The organism is Stenotrophomonas sp. TWI700 (genome assembly GCF_039673645.1).
GTDB lineage: Bacteria > Pseudomonadota > Gammaproteobacteria > Xanthomonadales > Xanthomonadaceae > Stenotrophomonas > Stenotrophomonas maltophilia_AA.
In genome coordinates, this window is the sequence record NZ_JBDJMB010000015.1 from 69,287 (window position 1) to 85,438 (window position 16,152).

General features: G+C 67.1%; 18 protein-coding genes. 9 read left to right on the forward strand and 9 right to left on the reverse strand.

The annotated features are described in order from the left end of the window. The first annotated feature begins 30 nt into the window (after positions 1-30). Together ABE473_RS12185 and ABE473_RS12190 are read left to right on the forward strand one after the other, a co-directional pair. Positions 31-975, forward strand: coding sequence for a DegV family protein (locus ABE473_RS12185; protein WP_319210025.1), 945 nt, complete (start codon positions 31-33; stop codon positions 973-975). 64 nt (positions 976-1,039) lie between these two features. Next, complete coding sequence (locus tag ABE473_RS12190; protein ID WP_179460084.1) at positions 1,040-1,378, forward strand: hypothetical protein; 339 nt, start codon at positions 1,040-1,042, stop codon at positions 1,376-1,378. A 63-nt stretch (positions 1,379-1,441) separates the two neighbouring features. On the opposite strand, the gene ABE473_RS12195 is transcribed toward ABE473_RS12190, so the two are convergent. Next, positions 1,442-2,863, reverse strand: coding sequence for a diguanylate cyclase (locus ABE473_RS12195; RefSeq protein WP_346489658.1), 1,422 nt, complete (start codon positions 2,861-2,863; stop codon positions 1,442-1,444). Positions 2,864-2,978: 115 nt separating this feature from the next. After that, positions 2,979-3,884, reverse strand: a complete 906-nt coding sequence (locus tag ABE473_RS12200; protein ID WP_346489659.1) for a LysR family transcriptional regulator — start codon at positions 3,882-3,884, stop codon at positions 2,979-2,981. A 121-nt stretch (positions 3,885-4,005) separates the two neighbouring features. On the opposite strand from ABE473_RS12200, the gene ABE473_RS12205 reads away from it, so the two are divergent. Continuing rightward, on the forward strand, positions 4,006-4,875 hold the full coding sequence (locus tag ABE473_RS12205; protein ID WP_346489660.1) for a pirin family protein: 870 nt from the start codon (positions 4,006-4,008) through the stop codon (positions 4,873-4,875). A gap of 171 nt (positions 4,876-5,046) precedes the next feature. Further along, positions 5,047-5,685 (forward strand): hydrolase, encoded by a 639-nt coding sequence (locus ABE473_RS12210; protein ID WP_346478862.1) that lies wholly within the window; start codon positions 5,047-5,049, stop codon positions 5,683-5,685. A gap of 42 nt (positions 5,686-5,727) precedes the next feature. Here ABE473_RS12210 and fghA read toward each other — a convergent pair whose 3' ends face one another. From fghA to ABE473_RS12225, 3 genes are read right to left on the reverse strand one after another with little or no spacing between them, the layout of a single operon-like run. Next, the gene (gene fghA / locus ABE473_RS12215; protein WP_346489661.1) at positions 5,728-6,558 is read right to left on the reverse strand and encodes an S-formylglutathione hydrolase; all 831 of its coding nucleotides are present in this window, start codon (positions 6,556-6,558) and stop codon (positions 5,728-5,730) included. Positions 6,559-6,606: 48 nt separating this feature from the next. Further along, complete coding sequence (locus ABE473_RS12220; protein WP_346478860.1) at positions 6,607-7,716, reverse strand: S-(hydroxymethyl)glutathione dehydrogenase/class III alcohol dehydrogenase; 1,110 nt, start codon at positions 7,714-7,716, stop codon at positions 6,607-6,609. Positions 7,717-7,771: 55 nt separating this feature from the next. Next, positions 7,772-8,047, reverse strand: coding sequence for a metal/formaldehyde-sensitive transcriptional repressor (locus tag ABE473_RS12225; protein WP_176988219.1), 276 nt, complete (start codon positions 8,045-8,047; stop codon positions 7,772-7,774). Positions 8,048-8,209: 162 nt separating this feature from the next. Here ABE473_RS12225 and ABE473_RS12230 point away from each other — a divergent pair, with 162 nt between their 5' ends. After that, entirely contained in the window at positions 8,210-8,431 is a 222-nt protein-coding gene (locus ABE473_RS12230; RefSeq protein WP_346489662.1) for a hypothetical protein, read from the forward strand. Positions 8,432-8,550: 119 nt separating this feature from the next. On the opposite strand, the gene ABE473_RS12235 is transcribed toward ABE473_RS12230, so the two are convergent. Both ABE473_RS12235 and ABE473_RS12240 read right to left on the reverse strand, forming a co-directional pair. Next, positions 8,551-8,937 (reverse strand): hypothetical protein, encoded by a 387-nt coding sequence (locus tag ABE473_RS12235; RefSeq protein ID WP_346489663.1) that lies wholly within the window; start codon positions 8,935-8,937, stop codon positions 8,551-8,553. Positions 8,938-9,060: 123 nt separating this feature from the next. Then, positions 9,061-9,945, reverse strand: coding sequence for a LysR family transcriptional regulator (locus tag ABE473_RS12240; RefSeq protein ID WP_121039764.1), 885 nt, complete (start codon positions 9,943-9,945; stop codon positions 9,061-9,063). Between the two features lie 106 nt (positions 9,946-10,051). Between ABE473_RS12240 and ABE473_RS12245 the strand changes: the two genes are divergently transcribed. Next, positions 10,052-11,110 carry an NAD(P)-dependent alcohol dehydrogenase gene (locus ABE473_RS12245; RefSeq protein ID WP_346489664.1) on the forward strand — a complete coding sequence of 353 codons (1,059 nt, stop codon included), beginning with the start codon at positions 10,052-10,054 and terminating at the stop codon, positions 11,108-11,110. Between the two features lie 58 nt (positions 11,111-11,168). On the opposite strand, the gene ABE473_RS12250 is transcribed toward ABE473_RS12245, so the two are convergent. Next, positions 11,169-11,693: an ATP-binding protein gene (locus ABE473_RS12250; protein ID WP_346489665.1), complete on the reverse strand. Its 525-nt coding sequence runs from the start codon at positions 11,691-11,693 to the stop codon at positions 11,169-11,171. 180 nt (positions 11,694-11,873) lie between these two features. Beyond that, positions 11,874-13,238 (reverse strand): glutamate--cysteine ligase, encoded by a 1,365-nt coding sequence (locus tag ABE473_RS12255; protein ID WP_346489666.1) that lies wholly within the window; start codon positions 13,236-13,238, stop codon positions 11,874-11,876. Positions 13,239-13,445: 207 nt separating this feature from the next. Here ABE473_RS12255 and ABE473_RS12260 point away from each other — a divergent pair, with 207 nt between their 5' ends. The 3 genes from ABE473_RS12260 (at position 13,446) to ABE473_RS12270 (ending at position 16,055) form a co-directional block, all read left to right on the forward strand. After that, positions 13,446-14,144: a VIT family protein gene (locus tag ABE473_RS12260; protein ID WP_346489667.1), complete on the forward strand. Its 699-nt coding sequence runs from the start codon at positions 13,446-13,448 to the stop codon at positions 14,142-14,144. Between the two features lie 3 nt (positions 14,145-14,147). After that, complete coding sequence (locus tag ABE473_RS12265; protein WP_346489668.1) at positions 14,148-14,981, forward strand: helix-turn-helix domain-containing protein; 834 nt, start codon at positions 14,148-14,150, stop codon at positions 14,979-14,981. 96 nt (positions 14,982-15,077) lie between these two features. Continuing rightward, complete coding sequence (locus ABE473_RS12270) at positions 15,078-16,055, forward strand: MBL fold metallo-hydrolase (RefSeq protein WP_346489669.1); 978 nt, start codon at positions 15,078-15,080, stop codon at positions 16,053-16,055. Positions 16,056-16,152 lie beyond the last annotated feature (97 nt).

The window sequence follows — 16,152 nt, forward strand, 5'->3', positions numbered from 1 at the left end:
CGAACCTACAACCTGCCGGAGGGGCACAGGATGCGCATCGGAATCGTGGTCGACTCTGCGTGCGATCTGCCGCAGGATTTCATTGAACAACACAACATCGTGCTGCTGCCGATCACCGTCCGCATTGGCGAGGCCGTGCTGGCCGACCATCGCGACGAACAGGCCACACTGAGTTTCCTGCATGCCCACGTCGCCGAGCATGGCGCCGAGGCCGAGACCATTCCGTTCAGCGTCAACCAGATCCGGGATCTGTTCCTGGGCAAGCTGGTGATCGATTACGACCATGTGTTCTGCATGACGATCACCAAGACCCGCAGCCCGATCCACGACAACGCGATGCAGGCCAGCTTCGCGATCCTCAACGACTACAAGCCGGTGCGACAGGCGGCAGGCTTCAACTCGCCGTTCGCGCTGCGCGTGCTCGATACCCAGAACCTGTTCGCCGCACAGGGGGTGACCGCGGTCGAAGCAGTCCGCCTGCGCGACAGCGGCGCGAGCGTGCAGCAGATCCGTGAGCGGCTGGAACTGCTGGCGCACAACGTGCACGGCTACATGATCACCCGCGATCTGTACTACATGCGCGCCCGGGCACGGCACAAGGGCGACCGCAGCGTTGGCCTGATCAGCGCCGCGTTGGGCAGTGCGCTGGACATCAAGCCGGTGCTGCATGGCTACCGTGGCGAGACCGGGCCGGTCGCCAAGATCAAGGGCTTCGACAACGCGGTGCAGAAGCTGTTCGATTTCGTCGGGCAGCGGGTCAAGGCCGGACTGATGACGCCGACGGTATGCATCAGCTACGGCGGCGAACTGGCCGACCTGCAGGCCCTGCCCGGCTACGCAGCGCTGCGCGAGACCTGCCAGGCCCATGGCGTGCAGGTGTTCGAGGCGGTGATGAGCCTGACCGGCATGGTCAACGTCGGCAAGGGTGCGGTGACGATCGGGTTTGCCGACGAGCCGCATACCTTCAGCGCCTGACCCCGTTCTGCACGCGGATTGCACCGCGTCTCTGCCAGCCTTGCCGCATTCAATGGAGGTAACCATGCCCGTAAGTTATGACATCAGCCTGCCGGACCCGGCCAAGGCACGCGGCAACGACCCGGACCTGTCTTTCCACGCCCAGGGCGCGGCGGGACTGGCCGAAGAACTTCAGAACGCCCTGCGCACCACGGTCCTGTTCGACCGCTGGCGCGCCAAGCAGGACGATCCCGACGCAGTCGATCCGCAGTGGGGCGCGACCGATCCGGCCGCCACCGTCACCGGTGCGCAGGACGATCTGCGGATCAACCTCGTCGCCACCACCAGCATCGACAGCGACGTGTTCAAGCAGCGCCTGCGCATGCTGGCCGGCAGTCACTGGGAACTGCGCAACGTCCGCTGAGTGAGGTTGCCCGCGCTGGCGGCGGCCACAGTGGCTGCCGCCAGCGAAGGGCGCGAGTGTCACTCAGCCCGGTTCGCCGCTCGCTTCCACCCGATTGCGCCCACCCCGCTTGGCGGCGTACAACGCCGCATCTGCCGCTGCAAGCAACGCCTCAGGGTCGGCGTCCAGCACCAGGCTCACGGTCCCGACGCCGATGCTGATCGTCACCGGCCGGCCCGCCTCGGCGGACGGCAACTGCAGCTGTTCCACCGCATGGCGCATGCGCTCGGCCAGGGCCGGCGCGCCGTCCAGTGGCGACGACGCCACCACCACCGCGAACTCCTCACCGCCATACCGGGCGACCAGATCGGTGCTGCGCACCGCGCAGCCGGCCAGCGTCGCGGCGACCAGGCGCAGGCACTGGTCGCCGGCCGGGTGACCGTAGCGGTCATTGAAGTCCTTGAAGCAGTCGATATCCACCATCAGCAATGCGATGCCCTGCCCGCTACGCCGCGCCCGCTCCCACGCATCGCGCAGGCTCTGATCGAACTGCCGGCGGTTGGCCAGGCCGGTGAGGCTGTCGATCCGCGACAGCGCATCGAGCTGGTCCTGGCGCGCGAACGAATGCATCTGCATCAGTACGCTGCGCAGGCCCGAACCCAGCGTGGCCAGCACGAACCCCGCCACGGCCAGGTACGGATGGTCGCGGACCATCAGGGCCGACACCACCATCAGCGACACCGCCAGGATCAGCGGGCTGCCGGCACGCACGGCCATCACCAGTGTGCGCGGTACGCGCACGTCGCCGCGTTGCGAAGGTCGCAACGCCATCACCGCCAGCAGCAGGAAGGGCACATCGATCAGCAGATCGACCCGCCCGCCGTAGCTGCCCGCCGTGTCGACATGGTTGATGTACGCGGCCACGCCCAGGTACACCCAGGCGAACACGCACAGCGTGCGGAAGAACACGCGCCGCGACGCGTCCTCGCTGGCCTGCCAGCGCAGCAGCGCGAAGCTGGCGATGAAGATGTTCTCCACATCGAACATCAGCCGCAGGTGTTCGATGCCCTCCTCGCCCGCATCGTTGAGCGTGGCGAAGGAGAACGTGTGGACGAAGAACAGGTAGCCCAGCAGCAGCGCGAGCAGCGCATCGATCAGGCTGAGGTACCACGGCTCGTGCCGCGGATGGGCCATCGCGAAGGTGAGCGGCACGCCGTACAGCACGTACAGCAGCATGCTCAGCCCCGGCGTCGCATCGGCGTTGCCGCGGCCGACCTCCTGGTACATGTTCAACGCCATGCCCGCAGCCCAGAGCCCCATCCCCAGCGCCATCGCGTACCAGCCGACGATCGATGCGCTGCGGCGGCCCCGCCACACACAGGCCAGCGCGGCCAGCAGGGGTGCCCCGATCAGGAACGCATAGGACACCGGCAGCGCATGCGCGGGCAGCAGCACCAGCGCGATGCCGTGGCACAGCAGGTACAGCACCGACAGCCAGACCACCATGCGGCGTCCCATCCCGATGCGGCGTTGCGACCAACATACAAGGTTGCCCGGCACCTGGGGATCAATTCATCCCGCGTTGACGGAGTGGGCGCGGCAGGGCGCCGGGCAGCGCCGGTTACTCTTCCTCGAGCTGCTGGAAGCGTTCCGCCAGGAAATCGATCAGCGCGCGCACCGAAGGCAGCAGCCCGCGCCGCGAGGGGAACACCGCGTGGATGATTTCCCGCCGTGGCGCCCACGCGGGCAGCACATGCACCAGCGTGCCCGCGGCGATCTGGTCGCACACCATCATCCTTGGGAGCTGCACAACGCCCACACCCGCCACCGCGGCTGCGCGCAGGGTCAGCATGCCGCGGGTGACCAGGCGCGGCCGATGATGGATGTCCGCGCGCGTGTCGTCCGGGCCGAACAGATTCCAGACGTGCTCGTTCTGCGGCAGGCCCAGCTCCATGCTTGGCAACGCGGCGAGATCGGCCGGCACCTGTGGCAGGCCCAGCCGCTCAATCAACGCCGGGCTGGCGACCAGGCACTGGCTGCGCTCGGCCAGCACCCGCATCACCAGCTCGGTGTCCTGCAGCGGCGGCGGCCGCACCCGGATCGCGATATCGATGCCTTCGGCAATCAGATCGACCCGGCGGTTGGTGGCGTCCAGCTGTATCTCCACCCCCGGGCACTGCGCCAGGAAGTCGGCAATCATCTCGCCGACGCGCGTGTCCAGCAGCGCGACCGGGCATGCCACGCGGACGATGCCGCGCGGCTCGCTGCGGGTGAGTTCGATCGCTTCCTGCGCGGCCTCGGCTTCGACCAGCATCGCCTTGCAGTGCGCATGGAAGGTCTGGCCGACCTCGGTGACCGAGAAATGCCGCGTCGAGCGTTGGATCAACCGCACCCCCAGCCGCTCCTCGAGCAACGCCACCCGACGGCTGAGCTTGGACTTGGGCATGCCCAGTGCCCGTCCCGCCGGTGCGAAACCGCCGTGATCGACCACCTGGGCGAAATAGTAGAGGTCATTGAGATCCTGCACGGCCGCCTCCAGCGTTCACCAAATAGGACTATGAGGATAGATTCTGCCGACTACCGGCGCCAGCGTCCTGAATCCATCATCTCCTCCATCAGACAGGGGCGTGGCCCCGGAGGAGTTCGACATGAAGAAGATTCTCGGCATCTACAGCGCCCCGAAGGCGCATTGGGTGGGCGACGGCTTCCCGGCCCGGACCCTGTTCTCCTATTCCAGCCACGGCCAGCAGGTCAGCCCGTTCCTGCTGCTGGACTACGCCGGTCCGATGGCGTTCACCCCGGCCGCGCAGCCCCGCGGCGTTGGCCAGCATCCGCACCGTGGCTTCGAGACCGTCACCATCGTCTATGAGGGCGAGGTCGAGCATCGCGACTCCACCGGCGCCGGCGGCACCATCGGCCCCGGCGACGTGCAGTGGATGACCGCTGCCTCCGGCATCCTGCATGAAGAGTTCCATTCCCACGCCTTCACCCGCACCGGCGGCACGCTGGAGATGGTGCAGCTCTGGGTGAATCTGCCGGCCAAGGACAAGATGGCCGCGCCCGGCTACCAGACCCTGCTGGATGCGGAGATTCCATCGGTGGCCTTGCCGGACCAGGCGGGCCGCGTGCGCGTGATCGCCGGTGAGTTCGACGGCCAGCATGGCCCGGCGCGCACCTTCACGCCGATGGATGTGTGGGACCTGCGCCTGCTCCAGGGGCACAGCGCCCGGCTGCCGGTACCGGAGGGACGCCACGTCGCCCTCGTCGTGCTGCGCGGCAGCGTGCAGGTCAATGGCAGCCAGGCCGTGCACGAGGCGCAGCTGGTGATGCTCGATCGCGAGGGCAGTGCGCTCCAGATCGAGGCCAACAACGATGCCACGGTGCTGGTGCTCAGCGGCGAACCGATCGATGAGCCCATCGTGGGCTACGGGCCCTTCGTGATGAACAGCCAGGACGAAATCAGCCAGGCCTTCGCTGATTTCAAGGGCGGCCGCTTCGGCCAGATCGCCCAGGCCTGATGTCCCCGTGCCGGTGCTTCCCACCGGCACGTCCTTTCCCCGCCCGCAGCAGCACGGCGAAGTAATGGATTCCCAGCGCGATTGACGCACCCCTGTCCTCCGTGGCGATGGTCGTTGCCATCGCCATACCCCGGCCGCCCAGCGGCCTCCCCACGCCCAGGAGTATTTCCCATGGCAAGCGAACCCATCCGTGATCCTGTCACCGATCACCTGCTGACCCCGCAGAACGCCGCCTTCATCATCATCGACTACCAGCCGGTGCAGGTGAACTCGATCGCCTCGATGGACCGGCAGTTGCTGGTCAACAACATCGTCGGTACCGCCAAGGCCGCCGTCGCCTACGGGCTGCCGATCGTGCATTCCACGGTCAATGTGCGCAGCGGCCTCAACAAACCGCCGATTCCGCAGCTGCGCAAGGTGCTGGCCGACCATCCCACCTACGACCGCACCACGATCAATTCGTGGGAAGACACTGCATTCCGCGAAGCGGTGCAGGCCACCGGGCGCCGCAAGCTGATCATGACCGCCCTGTGGACCGAAGCCTGTCTGACCTTCCCCGCCCTGGATGCCCTGAAGGAGGGCTATGAGGTGTACGTCGTGGTCGATGCCGTTGGCGGCACGTCCCTGGCCGCGCATGACGCGGGCCTGCGCCGCATAGAACAGGCCGGCGGCAGGATGATCAGCGTCCCGCAGCTGTTCTGTGAGCTGCAGCGCGATTGGCAGCGCCAGGACACGGTGCCGGCGTTCATGGATCTTTTCATCCAGACGGGCGGCACTGCCGGTATCCAGTTCTCCTACGATCGCGAATGAGCGACGCAACGGCCACGCTCCCGCGTGGCCGTTGGGCGGGCATCAACCGTGCAACGCCTTGGCGTGATGCGCGATGTGCTCGCCGATGAAGCTGCTGATGAAGTAATAGCTGTGGTCGTAACCGGGCTGCAGGCGCAGCGTCAGCGGGTGACCGGCGGCGGTGCAGGCGGCCTGCAGCCACTGCGGCTGCAGCTGGCTGTCCAGGAATTCATCGCCACCGCCCTGGTCGACCAGCAACGGCAGGCGCTCGGTGGCCGCGGCGACCAGCTCGCTGGCATCCCACGCCGCCCAGCGGGCGCGGTCCTCGCCGAGGTATGCGGCAAAGGCCTTCTGGCCCCACGGCACGCGGGTCGGCGCGACGATCGGCGAGAACGCCGAGACGCTCCTGTAGCGACCGGGATTCTTCAACGCGATCACCAGTGCCCCATGGCCGCCCATCGAGTGGCCACTGATGCTGCGTGCGCCCGTCGTCGGGAAATGCGCCTCGATCCATGCCGGCAGTTCCTCCACCACGTAGTCGTACATGCGGTAGTGCGCCGCCCACGGCTGCTCGGTGGCGTTGAGATAGAAACCGGCGCCCTTGCCCAGGTCGTAGCCCTCGGCATCGGCGACGTCATCGCCGCGCGGGCTGGTATCCGGCGCGACCAGGATCACGCCATGCTCGGCGGCGTAGCGCTGCGCACCTGCCTTGGTGATGAAGTTCTGTTCGTTGCAGGTCAGCCCGCTGAGCCAGTACAGCACCGGCAGTTTCTGCGTGGCGGCCTGCGGCGGCAGGTAGACGGCGACGTTCATGTCGCAGCCCAGCACCTGCGAAGTGTGGCGGTACACGTCCTGCCAACCGCCGGACGCGGCGCGGTGTTCGATGCGTTCCATGGTGATTCTCCATAGGGGCGGCGCGGATCACGCGCCGCCCTCAGTGATTCAGAAATGCACGACCGAGCGGATCGACTTGCCTTCATGCATCAGGTCGAACGCATCGTTGATCTCGTCCAGGCCCATCGTGTGGGTCACGAACGGGGCCAGTTCGATGTCGCCCTTCATGGCATCTTCGACCATGCCCGGCAGCTGGCTGCGGCCTTTGACGCCACCGAAGGCGGTGCCCTTCCACGAGCGGCCGGTGACGAGCTGGAACGGACGGGTCGAGATTTCCTGGCCCGAGCCGGCCACGCCGATCACCACCGATTGGCCCCAGCCACGGTGCGCGCATTCCAGCGCCGCACGCATCACGTTGACGTTGCCGATGCACTCGAAGGTATGGTCCACGCCCCAGGTGGTCATCTCGACGATGACCTGCTGGATCGGCTTGTCATGATCCTTCGGGTTGATGCAGTCGGTCGCGCCGAACTGCCTGGCCAGTTCGAACTTGGTCGGGTTGGTATCGATCGCGAAGATGCGGCCGGCCTTGGCCTGGCGCGCGCCCTGGATCACCGCCAGACCGATGCCACCCAGGCCGAACACCGCCACCGAATCGCCTTCCTGCACCTTGGCGGTGTTGTGCACTGCGCCGATGCCGGTGGTCACGCCGCAGCCGAGCAGGCACACGTGCTCCGGGTTGGCGTCGGGGTTGATCTTGGCCAGCGAGACTTCGGCCACCACGGTGTACTCGCTGAAGGTCGAGCAGCCCATGTAGTGGTAGATCGGCTCGCCGTTGTAGCTGAAGCGGGTGGTGCCATCGGGCATCACGCCCTTGCCCTGGGTAGCGCGCACGGCCACGCACAGGTTGGTCTTGCCCGAGGTGCAGAACAGGCACTCGCCGCACTCGGCGGTGTACAGCGGGATCACATGATCGCCCGGCTTGACGCTGGTGACGCCCTCGCCCACTTCGACCACGATGCCGGCGCCTTCGTGGCCGAGCACGGCCGGGAACAGGCCTTCCGGATCATCGCCGGACAGCGTGAACGCGTCGGTGTGGCAGACACCGGTGTGGGTGATTTTTACCAGCACTTCGCCTTTCTGCGGCGGAGCGACATCGATCTCGACGATCTTGAGCGGTTCGCCAGCGGCGAAGGCAACGGCGGCACGGGATTTCATGGGGAGCACTCCAAGGCAGGGAACAAGGATGGGCAGTACGCGGTCGCCCGCATACTCATTTCAGATAGGACCGGATCAGCATGCTCATCTCGCGCACGCGCTCGTCGCGCTGCGCATCGGATTTCGCCGGCTGCCCGAACTCTTCGCGCAGATGGGCCTCCATCACCTCGGACATCAGTCCGTTGACGGCACCGCGGATCGCGGCGATCTGCTGCAGCACCGGCCCGCACTCGGCGCCGGCGTCCAGCGCGCGGTCGAGCGCATCGCACTGGCCACGGATCCGACGGACCCGGGCGAGAACGCGCTTTTTTTCCTGCGGTGAATGGGGCATGGGAGCGAGGCCGGTTAACTATACTGGGGGTGAGTATACAGGAGCCGGGGAATCGGGGTCATTGACAGGCCGCCCGCCGGGCAGGAACACTCCACAGCACACGCCGCACGCGTCAGCCGGCGTCATGGATGACATCGCTCTCCCCTTGCAGACGGACCTCTCATGCCAACGTTGCGCGCCGTACTTCCCTATCTCTGCTTCCTCGCCGGCGGCGCTTTCCTGGTGCGTGGCCTGGGCGTGCTGTCATCACGCCTGGCGGATACCACCGCGCAGACGGCGGCGTATGCCGATGGATACGCTGCCGGCCAGACGGCCGCGGCGCTGCTGTTCGTTGGCGCAGCCGCGGGCCTGATCGCGGTGGGATGGCGCAGGCGGCGCCACTGACCATTCAGGCATCGGAAGCATCCACGCATGGCGTGGATCTACCCGTGATTGCGGTGGTTCAACGAAGGGTTCATGGCATCGCATGCAGCGCAGCGGAATGCGTCAGAACGCCGCCTTCCTCAGTGCTGCCGGGCCTTGCGGTCGTTTCGCCAAGCCAGGCACACCCGGACCACCAGCAGGGCGGCGAACGCCACGACCACGCCCTTGACCAGCGGCATCGACGCTGTGCCGGGCTGCGGCCAGAACGCCAGCCACACAAAGGCGACGGCCAGGCCGCTGTAGGCCAGCAGCAGCAACCACTTGGCGGCACGCGCGGAGAACGGCAAGGCAACGGCGGGCGCCGCCGCCAACAGAGCGGCCGCTACGGTGACCGTCCAACGGGCGCCGATCATCAAGGCGATAGTGACCGCGACGCAGACCAGAACCAGTGCGCCGATGATGACGAAATACGCCAGCAGCCAGGAAACAAGCAGGTCGAACAGCTTCCGATTGTGCATCCCTTCCATGTGCCATCTCCTTCTGGTCATACCGCGATGTGATCGCTGAGGGGCGCCCACGAGGCCTCCGCTCGCGAAACCAGCCTACCCAACGGGGACGCGTGCGACCAGTGCAGGCCTCTCCCGCCGGTGTTACCCCCGCAGCAGATCAATGAACGCCCGCAGCGCGGACGACATCTGCCGCTGCCGCGGGTAATACACCGCGAAACCGGCAAACGGCTCACTCCAGTCTTCCAGTACCGCAACCAGCCGACCGTCATCCAGGTACGGACGCGCGGAATCCTCAAGCACGTAGGCGAGGCCAAGTCCGTCCACCACCGCCTGCAGAATCGTGTTCTGGTCGCCGAGGGTGAGTCGCCCCGGCACATCGATTTCCAGCGCCTGGCCATCGCGTTCGAACTGCCACTTGTACAGATGGCCGCTGGCGAAGCGGAACCGCACGCACTCGTGGCGGATCAGATCGCGCGGATGCCGGGGTATCTCGCGTCCTTCAAGATAGGCCGGCGCACCGACGATCAAGCCGCGCAGCGCAGGGCCCAGCGGCACGGCGACCATGTCTTCGGGTACCGATTCGTGCAGGCGCACACCGGCGTCGTAACCGCCGGCGACGATATCGACCAGACCGTCATCCTGGGCCAGCTCCAGACGCACATCCGGATGGGCCAGCAGGAACTTCGCCAGGCGCGGGCCGAGCTGGGTCTGGACCGCAGCGCGGGTGGCATTGATGCGCAGCAGACCGGCCGGTGCGGCACGGAAATGGTTCATCTCCTCCAGCGCGTCATGCACCTGCCCCAGCGCAGGCTGCAGGCGCTCGAGCAGGCGCTGGCCGGCTTCGGTGAGGGCGACGCTGCGGGTGGTGCGATGGAACAGGCCCACGCCCAGGCGCTCTTCCAGCGCGCGGATCGCGTAGCTGACCGCCGAGGTGGACAGCGCCAGCTCGGCGCCGGCCTTGCGGAAGCTGCGGTGGCGGGCCACGGCGGCGAAGGCGGCCAGATGGGTCAGGTTGTCAGTGGCCATGATTATCCCGTTTCACTTGATGAATCATGCCGATATCCTGACTGTCTGTGCACGGGATCGGGGCGTATTGTAAAGCGCCTTTCTACAAACCTGCCAAGGATTCCCCATGTCCCTCGCCCATGGTTATGCGGTGCACGACCAGACCGCGCCGCTGGTGCCGTTCTCCTTCGAACGTCGCCCGGCCGGTCCCGATGACGTCCGCATCGAGATTCTCTTCAGCGGCATCTGCCACTCCGATCTGCACCAGGCCCGCGACGACTGGGGCGGCGCCATGTTCCCGATGGTGCCCGGCCACGAGATCATCGGCCGCGTGACCGAGGTCGGTGCCAACGTGACCCGCTTCAAGGTCGGCGACTTCGCCGGCGTCGGCTGCATGGTCGATTCGTGCCGCCACTGCGCGGCCTGCGATGAAGACCTGGAGCAGTATTGCGAGAAGGGTGCCACCTACACCTACAACAGCACCGAGCGTGACAGCGGCCAGCCGACCTTCGGTGGCTACTCCGACCACATCGTGGTCGAACAGCGCTTCGTGGTGAAGGTATCCGAGACGCTGGACCTGAAGGCCGCGGCGCCCCTGCTGTGCGCCGGCATCACCACCTATTCGCCGCTGCGCCACTGGAAGGTCGGCCCCGGCCAGAAGGTCGGCGTGATCGGCCTGGGTGGCCTGGGCCACATGGGCGTGAAGTTCGCCAAGGCGATGGGCGCCACCGTGGTGATGATCACCACCACCCCGGAAAAGGGTGCCGACGCCAAGCGCCTGGGCGCCGATGAAGTGCTGGTCTCGCGTGATCCGGCGCAGATGAAGGCGCATGCCGGCAGCTTCGATTTCCTGCTCAACACGATCCCGGTCGGGCATGACACCAACCCGTACATGGCGTTGCTCAAGCGCGATGCGACCATGTGCCTGGTCGGCGTGCTGACCGAGCTGGACCCGCCGCCGACCGGCGTGAGCGTGATCTTCGGCCGCAAGCACATCACCGGCTCGGCGATCGGCGGCATGGCCGAGACGCAGGAAATGATGGACTTCTGTGCCGAGCACAACATCGTCAGCGATGTGGAAGTGATCGACATCAAAACCGTCAACGAGGCCTGGGAGCGCATGGCGAAGAACGATGTGCGCTACCGCTTCGTGATCGACATGGGCACGCTGGAAAAAGCGGCCTGATCCCTGGCATGGCGGGCACTGCTGGCAGCGCCCGCCATGCCCCTTCCAGCAGGGTGGCTCATGCGATCTCGTCAGAGGTCGGCAGCTGACCATGCCGCACCACATTGAAGCCTTCCTCAGCCGCAGGCGCGACGAAATGACGTGTGATGTCCGCAAACTCGGCATCACTGGCCGCGAACGGATGCGCGCCGGCTGCATTGCGGGCATGTAGCCGTGCGATGCACAGCGCATCGGGTACATCCAGATAGTGCAGCGCGTGATCCGCCCCGGAATCGACCAGGATGCTTCGAGCCCATGCGCGGGTCTGGACGGTATTGAAGGGAACGTCCAGCACCACCGACATCCCTCCGGCCAGCAATGCGCGTACATGCGGGGCCAGGGTGTCACGCAGACGCGCGGCCAGGCGCACGTAGTCGGCCACCTCAACGATCTCACCGGGAAACAGCGATGCCAACCACGCGTCTTCGCTGATCAGGACATGGCCGGGTGCCGTGCAGAGGTGCCGGGCCAACGTTGATTTGCCTGCGCCGATCTTGCCGCAGAGCAGGTGCAGGGTCGCGACGGGATTGCTGGGTGCGTGCATCGGGGTGCTCCATCAGGGGACGGGATTCCCGCTGGCGGACACAAAAAAACCCGCCGGTCGGGGCGGGTTCTTGCCAGGGCCATTGCGGCCGTGCGCTACTCCACCGCCGTCATGGGCAGCGGATAATCGAACGGGCACGGGCATGGACCATGTCCAAAAGCATACAACAACGCACGAGGATCAGTACGCGAAGTCCTTGAACACCGGATCGATGTTGCCGTTCCATTCGCCGTGGAACAGCGCCAGCTTGCGGTCGGCCGGGGTCAGTCCGGAATCGACGATCTCCTGCAGCACCTCCAGGAACTTGCTTTCATCCTGGCCATCGGCGTTGCGTGCGGCGCGGCGCTTGAGGCCGGCCACGGCGATCTTGAGTGCCTCGCGCGACAGATCGAGCACCGTGCCATTGCGGAACGGCAGCTTCAGCCCATGGCGCGGCACGCCATCACGCAGGACGTTGCGCTCGACCAGGCTGAAATCGCGGACCAGGTCCCACGCGGCATCGAGCGCGGCATCGTCATACAGCAGGCCCACCCAGAATGCCGGCAGCGCGCACAGACGGCTCCACGGGCCCGCATCGGCGCCGCGCATTTCCAGGTACTTTTTCAAGCGCACTTCCGGGAAGGCCGTGGTCATGTGATCGGACCAGTCGCGCAGCGTGGGCAGCTGGCCCGGCAGCACCGGCAGCTTGCCGACCATGAAATCGCGGAAGCTCTGGCCGCTGGCATCGTGGTACTTGCCGTCGCGGTAGGAGAAGTACATCGGCACGTCGAGCAGGTAATCGACGTAACGCTCGTAACCGAAGCCGTCTTCGAAGACGAAGTCGAGCATGCCGGTGCGGTCGTTGTCGGTGTCGGTCCAGATGTGCGAGCGGTAGCTCTGGTAGCCGTTGGGCTTGCCCTCGGTGAACGGCGAATCGGCGAACAGCGCGGTGGCGATCGGCTGCAGCGCCAGCGACACGCGGAACTTCTTCACCATGTCCGCTTCGGTGGCGTAGTCCAGGTTGACCTGCACCGTGCAGGTGCGGGTCATCATGTCCAGGCCGAGCGTGCCGACCTTGGGCATGTACTCGCGCATGATCTTGTAGCGGCCCTTGGGCATCCACGGCATCTCATCGCGCGTCCACTTCGGCTGGAAGCCCATGCCGAGGAAGCCCAGCTGCAGTTCGCCGGCGACCTGCGCCACCTCGTTGAGGTGGGTGCCGGTTTCCACGCAGGTCTGGTGGATGGTTTCCACCGCCGCGCCGGACAACTCCAGCTGGCCAGCCGGTTCCAGGGTCACCGAGGCGTTGTCGCGCAGCAGCGCGATGGTGCGTCCGTCTTCCTGCACCGGATCCCAGCCGAAGCGGGTCAGGCCGTTGAGCAGCGCTTCGATGCCGCGGTCGCCGTCGAAGGTGGGCGGGCGCAGGTCATCCAGGCGGAAGCCGAACTTCTCATGCTCGGTGCCGATGCGCCACTGCGCCTTGGGCTTTTCGCCGGAGGCCAACGTGGCGACCAGTTCATTACGGTCGGTGATCGGCGTCTCGGCGACGTGGCTGGGGCTCGACAAGGGGAGGCTCGCAGAATTCTGGTCAGGGCGGGGATGTGGGGTTCGCGCCCCCGCATCGCAAGGGCGCACTATATCGTGGCGTCCCCTGCCGTCGTGTCACCGTGACGGTTTTCAGCATCCTACTGGCATGGGCTTGACGCTGCCGTGGCCCGGTCGCGGCTGCGAGTCATTCCGCCATGGGCTGCGGCCAGCGCCTAGACTGACGGCATGAGCCGATCCCGACATCAGGAAGTGCATCGCTCCGACCGCGCCGGCTGGCTGCGTGCCGCCGTGCTGGGCGCCAATGACGGCATCGTCTCGGTCGCCGGCCTGGTGGTCGGCATCGCCGCCAGTGGCGCCTCGGCCTCGACGATTCTGGCCACCGGCATCGCCGGGACCGTGGCCGGCGCGATGTCGATGGCGGCCGGTGAGTATGTCTCGGTGCAGTCCCAGGCCGATACCGAGCGGGCCGACCTGGCATTGGAAAAGCGTGAATTGCGCGAAGACCCCCACAGCGAGCTGGAGGAGCTGGCGGCGATCTACAGGCACCGCGGGTTGAGCCCCGCACTGGCGCACGAGGTGGCGACCCAGCTCACCGCACACGATGCGCTCGGTGCCCACGCCCGCGACGAGCTGGGGATCACCGAGGAGCTGCGCGCGCGCCCGATGCAGGCGGCCCTGGCCTCGGCCGCAGCATTCGTTGGAGGCGCGGCGTTGCCGGTACTGACCGCCCTGCTCGCTCCGCATGCCGTCGTCGGCCAGGCCACCACCACGGTCACGCTGCTGGGGCTGTCGCTGACCGGCATGCTTGCCGCGCATGTCGGCGGTGCCCCGCGCCTGCGCGGCGCGCTGCGCGTGACCTTCTGGGGCGCGATCGCAATGGCGGCGGCCGCCTTGGTCGGCCGCCTCTTTGACGTGGCAGGCTGAGCGATGTCCATGGCGATCGATCCAACCGCCTCCCTGCTGGCGACCCTGGCCAGCCTGGCGGACTGCCAGCGCGCGGACGGCTATGCCTGCATCACCGCGCGCCGCGAGCACGGTGCCTCGTCGGTGGAGATTCCACAGCCGCAGTTCGCGATCCTGCTGCAGGGACGCAAACAGGTGCGCACCGCGCAGCAGTCCCTGGAATTCGCACCGGGCGATCTGTTCCTGATCACGCGCCGCTGCCGCATCGATGTGGTCAACATTCCCGATCCGCACAGCGGCCTGTACCTCAGTGCGATCGTACCGATGTGCGCCGAAGCGCTCACGGCCGCGCGGGCGCTGTGGAATGAACCCTTGCCCGAGGCCGGCGATGCGCTGGCCAGGCTGCCACTCGTCGAGCATGGCGCGACCCTGCTGCAGTGGCGGCAGGCGCTGGAACACGGTCAGTACACCGAAGCACGGCTGGCCTTGGCATCGCTTGCCGTGGCGTTCTGCCGGCGCGGGCACGGCAGCCTGCTGGTTCCCCCCGAGCCCAGCCTGGGTGAGCGCATCCGCGATCTGATCGCCGCCCAGCCCGAACGCGACTGGCAGTCGCGCGATTTCGAAGCGCAGCTCGGCCTCAGCGGTGCGACGCTGCGCCGGCGGCTGGCCAGCGAGCAGTCCAGCGTGCGCGAACTGATCACCGATGCACGGCTGGCGCATGCCATGGGCCTGCTCTACACCACCCGCCTGCCGTTGAAGACGGTGGCCGCGCGCGTCGGCTACCGCTCGCTGGGCAGCTTCAGCAAACGCTTCGTCGAGCGCTACGGGCTGGAACCGGCGGCGATCGGCAACAGCTGAGCGCGAGCGGATCGCGCGGCATTCTGAGCGGAACGCAGCCCGCAGGACGCGCAGCATGGGGACACCGCGGCGCTGCCGCCCTGTACGGAATCCGTCATGTCCTTCCCCCGCGTTTGCACGCTCGCCACCGCCCTGCTGCTGGCCGCTGTCGCCGGCCCCGCACTGGCCACCACCCCGCACGCCCCGCGCGAGCAGGTGCCTGGCGTGTATCACCAGCAGATCGGCACACTGCAGGTCACGGCGTTGTTCGATGGCACCGTCGCACTGGGCCGACAGGCGCTGGTCGGGATCGCGCCCGGCGCGGTCACCCGGCTGCTCGATCACCGCTACGTGCCCGAAGATGGCAAGGGCCTGCAGACCGCCGTCAACGCGTACCTGGTGCAGCAGGGCGATCACCTGACCCTGGTCGACACCGGCACCGCGCAGTGCTTCGGTCCCGGGCTGGGCCAGGTGCTGGGCAATCTGCGCAAGGCCGGCTACGACCCGGCCGAGGTGGATGATGTCGTGCTCACCCACGCCCATCCCGACCACCTGTGTGGCCTGCTCGATGCGCAGGACAGGCTCGCCTACCCGAATGCCACGGTGTGGCTCTCGGCCGCCGATGCCGCGTATTGGCTCGACCCGGCCAGGGAAGCGACCGCACCGCAGGGCGTGCGCTTTGCCTTCGCGTTGGCGCGCAAGGCAGTGGCGCCGTATGCGGCGAGCGGGAAATTGAAGCGCTTTGCGCCTGGCGACCACTTGCCGGCCGGCATCACCGCATTGGACAGCCATGGGCATACGGTCGGCCATGTGTCCTATCGCATCGATGGCGGCGCCGGGCAGCAACTGCTGGTCTGGGGCGACCTCGTGCATTTCCACGCGGTGCAGTTCGCGCAGCCGCAGGCGTCGTTTGAAGCGGACAGCGACCGCGTGGCCGCGATCGCCAGCCGGCGCCGGATGATGGCGCAGGCGGCAGATCAGGGCTGGTGGGTGGCGGGCGCGCACCTGCCGTTCCCGGGGCTGGGACACGTGCGTCGCGAAGGTGAGGCGTTTGCCTGGGTGCCGGGCGAATTCGCACCGCTGCCGGCGGAATGAGGGGACACGACCGCGCCGTACAACGGGCGGCAGGCGCATTCCGGTAGTGCCGGCCGCTGGCCGGCTCCCGATACATCTGATGGAAGTGCAGCCGGCC